Annotated in this window: 7 protein-coding genes; 2 read left to right on the plus strand and 5 right to left on the minus strand. The window is 58.0% G+C overall.

Annotated elements, in window-relative coordinates:
• Positions 1–3,561 (minus strand): hypothetical protein (locus tag VGE80_RS20825; protein WP_440593987.1); only part of this gene is annotated, 3,561 nt, incomplete at its 3' end.
• Positions 3,562–4,049: 488 nt separating this feature from the next.
• Between VGE80_RS20825 and VGE80_RS20830 the strand changes: the two genes are divergently transcribed.
• Positions 4,050–5,021, plus strand: coding sequence for a M48 family metallopeptidase (locus VGE80_RS20830; protein WP_397569445.1), 972 nt, complete (start codon positions 4,050–4,052; stop codon positions 5,019–5,021).
• Positions 5,022–5,986: 965 nt separating this feature from the next.
• On the opposite strand, the gene VGE80_RS20835 is transcribed toward VGE80_RS20830, so the two are convergent.
• The 4 genes from VGE80_RS20835 to VGE80_RS20850 form a co-directional block, all read right to left on the minus strand.
• Positions 5,987–6,190: a FeoB-associated Cys-rich membrane protein gene (locus tag VGE80_RS20835; protein WP_373652832.1), complete on the minus strand. Its 204-nt coding sequence runs from the start codon at positions 6,188–6,190 to the stop codon at positions 5,987–5,989.
• Positions 6,191–6,243: 53 nt separating this feature from the next.
• Positions 6,244–7,236 carry a phosphoglycerate dehydrogenase gene (locus VGE80_RS20840; RefSeq protein WP_373652833.1) on the minus strand — a complete coding sequence of 331 codons (993 nt, stop codon included), beginning with the start codon at positions 7,234–7,236 and terminating at the stop codon, positions 6,244–6,246.
• 127 nt (positions 7,237–7,363) lie between these two features.
• A complete protein-coding gene (locus VGE80_RS20845) occupies positions 7,364–7,870 on the minus strand; it encodes a DinB family protein (RefSeq protein ID WP_397569444.1) in 507 nt (168 codons plus the stop codon).
• 77 nt (positions 7,871–7,947) lie between these two features.
• On the minus strand, positions 7,948–10,266 hold the full coding sequence (locus VGE80_RS20850) for a hypothetical protein (protein WP_397569443.1): 2,319 nt from the start codon (positions 10,264–10,266) through the stop codon (positions 7,948–7,950).
• Between the two features lie 596 nt (positions 10,267–10,862).
• Here VGE80_RS20850 and VGE80_RS20855 point away from each other — a divergent pair.
• A partial coding sequence (locus VGE80_RS20855; protein WP_440593988.1) for a hypothetical protein occupies positions 10,863–11,373 on the plus strand: 511 nt, incomplete at its 3' end.

An 11,373-nucleotide genomic window follows, 5' to 3' on the forward strand; every position in this document is an offset into this window, starting at 1 on the left:
CTGCAGTGAACGTTCCGTCTCTGCCAGTTCCAGCAGGGTCTTCACCTGACCGCGGGTCATCCTCCCTTCGCTGAGCTTTGCCTCTTCCAGACGAACCGTTTCCGCGATCACCGCTTCCTGACGCTCGCGCAGCGACTTCAGTTGGTCCTCAATCTTCTCCAGTTGCTCAAACGCCAGCCGCTCTTTGGCCACCCGTTTTTCCAGCGCCAGTTCCATTTCCACCTGGTCGAGATCTTCCAGCGCCTCGTCCATCGCCTGCTGCATCTCTTCGGCACCCTCTTCGTCACTCAGTTCCTGTGCCTGCTTCATGACATCATTCAGACGCTTGCGAGCGCGGTTGGCCGCTTCGGCCGCACCACGCAACTGCAGTCGCTCCAGCTTCCGCTCGGCCTTCGCCATTCGCTCGGTCAGCTCTTCCTGCTGCCGCATCAGCTCTTCCTGTTGTTCCTGCTTTTCAAGCGATTCTTCCTGCTGGTTCAGCTCATTGAATCGTTCCGCCAGATTCTGCTGCTCAGCACGGATCTCCTGAAACTCCTGCAGCGCTTCCTCGGTCTGCTGGAGGAACTGCTCGGTATTGTCGCTCGCCTGTCGCTTCATCATCCGCTCGACTTCCTGCAGCTCGTTCATGGCCTGCTGCTGTGAGTCAGCAGCAGCACCCATGCGATTTTCTGCGAGGTTGTTCGCGGCTTCCTGAAGTTTGCTGGCGGTTTCCTGCTGCTGAAGCTCTTGTCCTGCCTCGCTCAGTCGCTCGGCGGTATCAGGATCATTTTTCTGCAGCAGCTCCGACGTTTTGTCGAGCTGCTTGCGGAATTGTTCGAGCTGTTCAGCAATCTTCCGCTGGCGATCCGCCAGTTTGTTGAGTTCGGCTTTTTCCTGTGTTGTCAGCTCCGCGTCCGACTTCGACATGGTTTCCGCAGCAACCTGCGCGGCGTCCTGCTGCAGTCGTTCCTGATCGGCGATGACCGAGTTGAGATCCTTCGATACGTCGCGGCGATCTCGCCATTCGGTCAGCGAGTCCTGTAATTCACTGAGCGATTCCAGCGACCGGGCTTGTTGAGCGTGCGCTTCCGCCAGTGCCGATTGCAGTGACCGGGAAGGGGGGGATGGCGACTTCCGGGGAGATTCGGGAGGAGCCGTTCCCTGATCGACGGGCTCACCTTTTTTCGGCGCTGCCGGTTCCTCTGCCCCCTCCGCTTTCGTTCCTTCTTCTGTTACCGAACTGACTGCCGGATCTTGAGTCTCAGGTGTGCCTGATCCGGGACTCGCTTTGTCTTCAGTCCCTGCAGGAGGATCCGACTTCGGATTGGAATTCGGCTGCTGGACATTTTCACCGGACGGTGTCCCCTCATTGGTCCCTTGCTCCTGGCCACGAGACTCCTGCGTATCCGACTTCGCTGTCGACGACGAATTTGAAGTGGATGAGCGAGTACGAGAGCCCTCGTCCATTCGCGCCGGTGAGTTGCGGCCTTTGTTCTCGGGACGCACCTGTTCGGCCAGTTTTTGGGCCTGCATCAATGCCCGTTCCGCTTCAGGGAGCGTCTCTCTGCCCAGAGTTCCCAGTTCGCTGACAACTCGTTGAAGCCGCTGTTCGGTCGCTTCGTCCGTGAGACGATTGGCCCGGAATTCCTCGAGGATTTGCTGTGCTTGTGTCTCGACCCCATCTGCAGAATGAGTCAGTCGTGATGCCGCCTGTCGCTGACCCAGTTCGGCGCGCTGGAGTTGATCCAGATCCTGATCACGCAGTTCCCCTACCGTCTCCAGTTGGGTCTGCAACTCTTCCGTTTGCTCCATAGCCCGCTTCTGCAATTGCGTGGCCTGCTTCAAGTCCCCCAGCAGATCGCTCACCCGCATCGCGAGTTCTTTCTGCTTTTCATCGCTGGAAACAATCAGAATCGAACGGGGAATACTCTTGCCCACGTGCGGCTGACCCAGGTCATAGTCGTCTGTCGCTTCCCCGCGAAAAACGATCTTGGTTCCCGGTTCAGGGCTCAAGTCCGACATCTTCCACTGATAAGTGGCCTTGTGCCGCGGCACTCCCTCCGTCTGTTGCTCCTCGGTCTGTTCCCCCTCGGCATCCTGCCCAGTGGGCTTGTCCCCATCGGCCACGGAACGGAACAGGGGAATCAGCTTGAGCTGTTCGTCGTCGCCAACCTGATAGGCGATCCGCACGTCACGAAGACCCAGATCGTCTTTCGCCAGTACGACGACTTCCAGTTCCGCATCTGCCGTCAGCAGGACGTCACTCACGGGGGTTTCAATCGCCACATCCGGAACCGTGTCGGCAATCCCCCGCAGTTCGTAGCGGACGGCTTCGCGGTCGGTGAACCCTTCCGTATCGGTCAGTTCGAACCAGTAGTTCGTCACGACCGCGTCTTTCATTTCAAAATTTGCGGAGAATGTCTTGCGATTCTCTTCCAGTTCCAGGGATACGGGAGGCTGGTCTCCGATCCGCAGTTTGGCCATCTTCAGCGGCTTGTCCGCCGTGGCCTGAATCGCGATCCGGGTACCCAGCAAACCCTGAACGTGTCCGACCCCTTCGGGCAACACCTGCACCGGCTGTTTTGAATAGGATGGAGGCGTCTGCGTCACCTGAAGGGATTCGATCCCCGGTGGAGGCACGACATCGACTTGGTAAAACGGCATGACATGGTCATCCCCCCCGGTGGCGCGAAGCCAGATTGATCCGCGAGTTGCAATCCAACTGATGACGGCGGTTTCGTGAGACTTGCCGTTCGCATCCCGAACCGTGGTCTGTCGCAGTGAATCCCGCAGAACGGGCCCATCCAGTTCGTTCTGGTACTCAAACCAGACTCGTTCCGGGAGTCCTCCCCGCTCATTCTCGACATACAGTTCCAGCGTATCCCCCCGCGCAAGCTGGATCGGCTGGCCCGGCACAAAGTCGACGGGTGACAGGTCCGCACGCAACAGCTTCAGTTCCACCGCCCGTGGCCAGGGGATATTGGAAAAAGGAAACATCATCCGCTGAACCGATGTCGCCGCTTCGAGAGGCCGCAACAGGACAACGAGCGCCGTCACCAGAAAGACCCCAGCCCCGGCGAGTGTCACATTGCGAATCGCACGAGCTTCGACAATGTCCTCGGGCTCAATTTTTTCCAGATCTTTTAACGCCTGCCCCACGACCGCCTGCTGCAGTTCGGGCGAGCCGAGACGGGAATCGATTCGATGCTCGAGGAATTCGACCGCACTGAGCAGTCGATTATTCAGGCCGGGATACTGCCGTTCGACACGCCTTGCCAGGAAGGCTCCGGAAAGAGGAGTACGAAGGGGGGCAATCAGTTGCCGCCAGAGCATCCACCCGGACAATCCCAACAGCGCCAGTCCGAGCACCAGTCGCGTCCCGGAATCGTCGAAATGCATTAACCAGTCGAGAGTTCCGGTGACCAGCAGCCCCCCCAGAAAGGCCACGCTCAGCCAGCCCAGACCGGAAACCCAAGTCAGCAGTCGAATCCGATTACGCAGATCGGCGAGATGTTCGCTGACGATGATTTCCTCGGTCGAGGAAGAGCGAGAGAGTTTAGTCAGCGAACTGTTGGTCGGCATCAGTCACTCCTGGTCAACGTCCCGTCGGATCGTTACCTACAGCCAAAATCGACACTGTCTATTGTAGTCGCTGAGAACACCGCCTGTAACGGTACGATTGTCAGCTTCTCGCCGGAACAGGCCCCCCGGCATTATCTCACATCCCGATGACTCCGCAGTATGCTACCCGGAAGGGCCCTGTCGTCCGAACAGCCGCAGGGCCGAACAACCGATTCGACCATGGCCCAATACTCAAAAGGGACGATCTCACTACCGCAATTTGGCACTCGTACCAAACCCCCATCCACGAACCGCCGCCGCCGAATTAATGCCGACAAACTACCGTCTCGCGAGTCGTCGACTGACAATCTGTTCTCTGCTAGGCATACAAGATGCAGTTCAATCCGCCAGAGTTCCTCTGATCACTCATCCGATGTATTTTGCGACCGCTGATTCCGACCACGTGTCCCGACTAACGCAGTGAACAGACTCTTCCATGGAGCAACGTCATGCGAATTTCTGGCCTTCGTTCCGACTCACGGCTCCGAAAGGGGCTTGCTTTAGCCCTTGCGGTAACAGGCCTGATACTGGTCTGGTCGGGCAACCCGACGTTCGCTCAGTCGAATGGCTTTCCTTTCGAGATCCCTGCGAATCCAGGGGACATCCTGGAAAAAATGTTCGGTGAGGATACTGCAGACGAACGGGCCGAACTGGAAAAAATCTCGATCGCGATTGCGGAAGAACAGAAATTCGGTGAGCAACTTCTGGAGTCCGCATTCGATACACTGGCAAACTCTGGAATCGCCCTGGAAAATCAGGGACGAGACGTTGAATACCTGCAGAGCCTGGTCTCCACGCTTCAACCTTTCATGCGCAACAAAGAGCGCTACAAATCCATTCGAGTGATCGTCGCCCGGTCCCCCCGTATCGACGCTCGTTCTTACCCCGGCGGGACACTGATCTTCTTTGAAGGTTTGCTGGACGCGGTTCCCAACGAAGCGGCGCTGGTCGGCATTGTCGGACATGAACTGTCGCATCTGGATCGTGGCCATCAATTACTGCCGCTGCGGCGAATGCAACTTCTGGAAGAATCCCTTCCCGCTTCCGATCCCGGGAAAGCACAAAAACCTCTGGACCCGCGCCTCATTAAGTTATGGGCGCGCCCCTTCCGGCCGGAGGATGAACGAGCCGCCGACCTCGACGGTGTCAGATGGTCATTTCAGGCAGGCTACGACCCGCGGGAAATGGCCAAAGTCTTCCAGAAAAACCCTACGAAACAGCCGCCTCCCGACGAACTGGGCACCCTCGACTGGCCCAGCTTCTTCCGCTCGCACCCCTACAACCCCGAGCGACACGCGGCCATCCTGAAGGAATCGAGGCGGCTACAGCAACAAGCCCCGCCCGCCGAACCACTCTTCATCGGACGCGAAAACCTGAAAAAACGCTTTTCACGAACGCAGGAATCCGCCGCCACCCAGTAGGGGCCGGACTGCTAACTACCAAGGACGAAACCACAACAGAGACGTCCGCATCCCAATAAAATGCCTCGCCACCTCAAGCCCCCCATCCCGCGCGCCTTGAGCATCTTCCTTGAGCATCTTCCTTGAGCATCTTCCTTGAGCACCTTCCTTGAGCACCTTCCTTGAGCACCTTCCACCGACCCCCTCTGCAGCCAGTTCGTGAAGTCCGAGTTCCACAAGCGAATGCCCGGCACATGATCAACAATGGCCGCAGGTCATTCGCGGCATGACCACACTTCACCGTCAAGAGACACGAGTCGCCATCTCGTTCGCGACAATGCACCGAATCGCGGCCGAAAAGAGATGGGGCAGAAAGAGGGATTGATAACGACACTCGTCCAAGCTACCGCAGCAGCCTGGACAAGGACGATCCCAAGAATAACAACGACTCCCCAGCACGCAGCGCCAATCTCCACCCCGCTTCCAATCATTTGGACGCAAGGCGAAACGGACCAACGTGAGCGGTCGCTGAGAAAAATCTAGAAAAACGGTCGCCCTGCTTACACATTGCGACCTTGTTGCCCCGTGGGCAGAGCCTTCGAATGTTTTGTCTTTGTTGCGGGAAGACTTTCAGGCCCGGATTGATGACACACCTGCCCACGCATTTGATCGCGGAGAGGATCCAGCCACCGTAACGGAACGGAAAAAATCACGCGATAGAAGGGTGCGGAATGAAAGGCAGAGTCACATTTTCCAGTGAACTCTTTCCATGGGGGAGAGCTCCCGTTCCGGGGACTTATCCTTTGGATGTTGCAGGAGACGCAGAGGAGCCCTCCGTGTCATTACAGGATGGCTCTGTGGTTGCTGTCAGCCAATCCGATGAAAAACCCTTGACAGCAGGCCAGCAAGGGGTTTTCATTGCGGATCAATCCAACTGTCGAGTGCACAAATAGTTTGCGGCAGGCGGGTCGATGCTCAGCCCTTCTTCAGTGTGACTTGATCATCGGCGGAGGCTGAAGCTGAACGAGTCCCTGGGCCTGGTCTGTCTCTTTTGCCGGGCAGCCCTGGCAGCCTCCGCAGCAGGAGCCGGAGGCGGGTGTTCCGAAGAGCCGACGGATGCGGAGCAGGAGGATCGCAGCGGCCCACAGGACAAGGGCTGCCACGATCACCATTTGCCAGGCTGTACTCATGATCTCGCTCCGCATCCATCTCACGCCCGACGACCAATGCCGCATCGTCAATTTTAGCCCTTGGCAGACCATTTCCAATCGGTGACGCCGGGAAGATTGCGGATCGCTTCTGTGGGCCAGCCTCCCTGAGACAGCGAAATGATCGTTTCGGCACTCATTTTCAGCGTATCGTGATGCGATTCGTCATCGAGCCCGGCCAGATGACCACTCAACAGGACATTCTCCATCTTGAGCAACGGGCTGTCTCCCGGCAGCGGTTCCACTTCGAAGACGTCCAGGCCTGCTCCGCGCAGGTGACCCGACTTCAAAGCGTCGATCAACGCGTTCTCATCAACCAGCAGACCACGAGCCGTATTGATGAAGACAGAACCCGGTTTCATCAGGCCGAAGGTTCTGGCATTCATGATATGTTTCGTCTCGGCCCCCATCGGCAGGTGCAGGGTGACGTAGTCAGAGACGCGCAGCAGGTCTTCAAACGAGGCAAGCTGAATGCCCCACTGTTCACAGAATTCTCGCTGCGAACAAGGATCAAATGCGACCACTTTCATTCCCAGACCGACGGCACGCGTTGCGACCGCGCGGCCGATTCGTCCCAGTCCCACAATGCCGATGGTCCGTCCCATCACCCGCGGTGTCGACGCACGGAGCCAGGTGCAGGCCCGGACCTGCTGGTCGCGGGCGGGGAAGCCGCGTGCCACGCCCAGCAGCAAGGCGAACGTATGTTCTGCGACGGCGTGATGATTCACTCCGGGCGTCGTCGCCACGATGACACGATGCTGATTGCAGGCGGGGACATCGATGGCGTCAAAGCCCACACCGGTCCGTGCAAGGACGCGCAACTGAGGACAGGCCGCAATCAGTGACGCGGGCCAGGGTTCCGACCCGGCCACCACCGCGACGCTGTCTTTCACGTAGGGGAACAGCAGTTCGGGATTGTAGAGGTTGACGTCACGTGGAGCATCCACGACTTGAAACCCCGCCTTGGAAAGCAGTTCGACATGAGGTCCACCTTCTGTACCGAGCGCTGTGCAGACAACCTTTTGCATGAAGAAAACTCCTGAATTATGACAACAGGGAACGGCGTTTTTCGACGAAAGGGCTGAACGATTCAAACAGTCTCGACCAGTGGCCCCGGGATCCTGATCGAAAGGGACTGACGCGAAATCCGATGAGTTATGTTCCCTCACTTCCCAGACTGACCGAGGGTCGTCCGGTGGCTCGTCGCCAGGCGGAGAGCTGACCGAGGTGCGTGGCGGGATGGGTCGTCAGCAGATGAGTGACCACCTGGCCAACCGTCTTGATCGGGGTCGCTTCCAGGAACGGGATCGAGTGCGGTCGGCTCATGGCGTCCGGGTCTGCCGCTTCAGTTCGTTGGCGCAGTTCTGCAAACCCGCTGCGGATTCGTTCCATCAGCAGTTCTTTGGAAGCATCCACCACCGTCGGAGAACTGGAGGTTGTTCCGCGCGCGTAACTCCGGTGCCACTCTTTCGGGCATTGAAAACGCCCGCCGAAGATCCGCAGGGCGTAGTCGTTGTTCACGGCCAGATGCCCGAGGATCCAGCGGGGAGGATTCAAGCCTGCAAACGGCTGGAGATCCAGGTCGGGTTCCTCGAGATCCCGGACAAGGTTCTCGAGGTAGTTCACCAGGAACTCGTTCAATGCTCGCCCATGCTCAAACATACGACGCCCGACTTCCTGCACGAATTCTCATACTCACGCACGGAACCTGATGCCCGAAACCCGACAGGGCCTGGAAATCACTCTTCGGGCAGAGCAGGGGGTGGCGGCGTCGACTCCGACGCAGAGTCGGGAGTCGCGTCAGACGATTCCGGTGTGGTGTCAGACGGCGGTGTCGCGTCTGCTTCGGCAGGAGGCGTTTCCGGCTGTTCTGTCGACGGTTCTGACTTCGGAGCTTCCGTCTCGGTCGAGGTCGCCGCAGGCGTCTCTTCGACAGCAGAGACCGTCGCAGCGGGTCCAAAACCGGTTTCGCCCTTGATGGGGGTGACAGCCGTCTGGAGAATCAATCGAGACTGCGTCTGTTCATCTGCCTTGTCGTTCTGCACCCAGGCGACGAGCGACAACGGCCCCTGAATCGGCGGCTTCATCGCAGGGGGGAATTCAAACCTGCGGCCCGCCTCGTAACGCTGGATATAGTCGACCACATGCTGCTGGAGATCCGAGACAGGGAGCGAGATCGAATACTTCAGTTCCCCCTTTTTCGGTGGAATCCCCTTCGCTCCACCCAGCATTTCGCGAACAAGGAATTCGTGATCGCGAATTCCATTCGATCCTTCCGGAACGATGGTGTGCAGTTCGTTCTCGACGACGGCCAGTCGTAAGCGGCAGGACGGAAGCAGCTCTTCGGGAATCCCTGTCGCAGCGGCCGAAACCTGAAGCTGACCATCGACGACTTCTGCCGAAATGTCCAGCCGAACATCGGTCTTTTCGACGACGAGCGGATCGATGACGCGGCGAAGCACCGTGTAGGCGTTGCCGGCCATCTGAATCGGTCCTGCATAGAACCGTCCGTCCAGCAGCATCCCGTTCACGACAATCGTGGGGGTCGCTCCCGTGCCGTAGAAAGCACCTCGTTCCTCGGAATCCTGGTTGGCCAGACCATCCGGCAAAGGAATATGCTGATGCAGGCGGACGATCACGACATTATTGTGGGGATAGGTCTTGCGGATGGCCGCGAGTGCCAGATCGGCGCTGACACACGGAGGACACTGCATTCCGGTGTAGAGTTCCACCAGCACCGTTTTATCGCCCATTTCGGCTGGGGGAGGAGTCGGTACCAGCTTTTGAATTTCGTCGAGGTATTCCCCGATTCGTCGGCGGTAGACTTCGTCAACGTACTCTTGATAGCCCTCTTCGCTACCGTTCTTTTGTGCCCACAGTTTCTTCAGCAATTCGGTTGCGGTCCCCGAATCGGGTGGCTGACCAGCCCGGGCTCGCAGCAATGCCAGTTCCAGCATGGGCATCGCCACAATCTCGGACAGATAATTCATCGCGATTTCGGTCTTGCCCGTCCGTTCGGCATGAGTCGCCAAAGCGTAAAGGATCTCTGCATTGTAGGGTTGTTTCTTGAGCAATTCGCTCAGTTCATCAAAGGCAGCGGCTTTGGTTTCATCAGAGGCCGATTCGGACGCAATGTCTTCCACACGCAGATTGACCTTCGCAGCTTCACGAAAAGCGTTGATGGTCTCGGCGTAGGTCGCTTTGTCATCCCCCAGATAGCGTTCTGCGGCGTCGAGGTGCTCCAGCGCCATCCGTGTGTACTGACGGCCGTTGATCAGACTGACGGCCATGATCATTTCGGTCCGTACCTGCCAGCGTGGTCCCCAGATCTTTGCCGATTCGCGGTAGTCCTGAATCAGCGCATTCAATGTTGCCTCATCCAGTTTGGCACCGGACGAACCATTCATCAGGGTGCTGTAGATATCCTGTGTCAGAGGGCTGGTCCGATGCTCTCGCGCTGCCTCCATCAGTTCATCCGGCTTGAGGTCCTTCCTCTTCATCAGCCCGTCATAGACATCGGAACCGGGAGGGAGACCGTTCGGGTCAAATCGTTCAAGCGATTTCTCGTCAGTCGGCAGCAATCGAGCCAGATAGACCTCGGTCGCTCCTGCTTTCAGAGTCCCTCGGATGAACCCCTGCTGGAAGGTCCCCATGAAGTCAAACGTTGCGTCGTTCCGCTTGAAGACCAGTTTGACAGAGTCACCATCCACTTCGGACGAAACGAGCTGCAGCGGATCTTTTTCGCCATTTTCACTGCGTACCTCCAGCAGCTCTGCATTCGTTTTACCGTCGGCCCCGCGGGTGAACTTGACGATCCACTGATACGCATCGGTCCGTTGGTTCGTCACGACAACGACCCAGTTCCCTTCAATCGACTTCACATCGCGTTTGATAGGAATCAGAGTCTTCTTCGATCGTCCTCCGTCGGGCGCGCTTGCCGCCTCGCCGTCTTCGCCGGTCCCGGCTGTCGGCGCTGCCGTCTTGGAATTGCACCCGACAGTCAACACCAGCAGAAACGCCAACAACAGACATCGAGTCCGCGAGATCACGAATTGCATTTCCGAAAGATCCTCAAGGAAACAAAGCACCAAATCTGGTTCAGCCCGCGCATCCTGCCGCGGTTTCTCTGGAAAGCGTGAAGATAACCGTCTTGCTCCAGAATGCACAGTGCGCGCGCCTCCAACGGTGACAATTTCCGGCTGCACTGCTTGCAGGTACTGCCACGCAGTCAGCGGTGATCGTCGGGCCGATTCTCGTCAGAAGGATAAGTTCGGCGATCATTCGGAGCTGGACCATCACCCTGACACGCTCGCAATCCCAACAGGGCAGAGCCTTCATCGGCTGGGGCGATTGCGGTTTTCCTGCCCCCGTGAGTGGCCGGTTGAGGTGGATGACCGGCCACTCAGGCCCCACTGGCAGACTTTGACCCTACGGCCGTTTCCCACGCTTTTTCGATGAGAAGGCTTGCGAGCCCCACCGACGAACATCCACTGCCCCAGGTCTTGCACTACCCGAGGTCGTGGTCAGAGGCCCGGGATGCACGCAGTTCGTCGTTGTGAGAGGTGATTGGAGATGGCAGAATGAATATCAATGATCGGCCAGCAAGGACCATGAAACGCTTTGACCGGATTTACTCTGCTGTCTGGAGTTCCTCGTGCGAGAACCGCTGTACCGACGAACGTTTGACGCGGTGACCTTGGCTGCGGAGTATCCTCCGCAATTTCAACACGCGCACAAGGCCGCTCTCTACGAACACGCCTATCCGGGTGGGAAGATCCCCCCCAGCACGCTGGATGTGACGCAGTGGGACTCAGAAATTCCGGATCCCGTTTCCTTCCAAAATTCGCTCACACTGGACCGGCAGCCGAACTTTTACGATTACCCGCCGAGCGGCCCTGACACCCCATGGCACGTCAACTTTGCTGACCCACGTCTGTTTGTTGCCTACGGTTCCTCCCTGTTTGCGCAAGACGAAATGCAGGTTGCCGAACATCCATTGCTCGCCAGTGTTCGAGAAGCACTTGCAGGTCTGGGCCTGAATACCATGACAGTCAGTGGGGGGAAGGGGACACCGATCCTCATCAGAAACGCCGAGCGTCGGCTGGAGATCTCGACGAGTCCTGACGCACGACTGGGTCGTCCATCGCTTTATGGGAACCAGTTTG

This window comes from Schlesneria sp., from assembly GCF_036405755.1.
GTDB lineage: Bacteria > Planctomycetota > Planctomycetia > Planctomycetales > Planctomycetaceae > Schlesneria > Schlesneria sphaerica.